Origin of the sequence: Marinicauda pacifica (genome assembly GCF_004793635.1) — a bacterium.
Lineage (GTDB): Bacteria > Pseudomonadota > Alphaproteobacteria > Caulobacterales > Maricaulaceae > Marinicauda > Marinicauda pacifica.
The window spans coordinates 1-304 of sequence record NZ_SRXV01000097.1; the positions used below are offsets into that span (position 1 = coordinate 1).

The following is a 304-nucleotide window of genomic DNA, read 5'->3' on the forward strand; positions in this document are numbered from 1 at the left end:
GGCTACGATCTGCATTCGAAGATCTGAGTGCCTCCGACGCGACCGGCAGCGCTATCGGCAGGTTTCCAGGAACAGGACCGGCGCCCCGATCCACAGGGTCGACACGAGTGCGGCGAGGGTCACCAGGGCCGAAGCGCCCTTCAGGAAGTCTCCAGCCGGACCGGTCCAGCGCTTCGCGGCGCTGTGCAGCGGCACGAAGAGCGCAAGGCCTGCCGCGAGATGGGCGGCCCAAATCGCCACCAAAACGGCGCGCTGGACCGTCAGAGGTCCGAGCTCCATACCCGGCCACCCGGCCCGGCATCCG

1 protein-coding gene is annotated in these 304 nt (G+C 68.8%); it reads right to left on the bottom strand.

The annotated features are described in order from the left end of the window. Window positions 1-51: 51 nt before the first annotated feature. Window positions 52-304, bottom strand: a 253-nt coding sequence (locus E5162_RS14545; RefSeq protein WP_206751144.1) for a hypothetical protein, incomplete at its 5' end; no start/stop codon positions are given.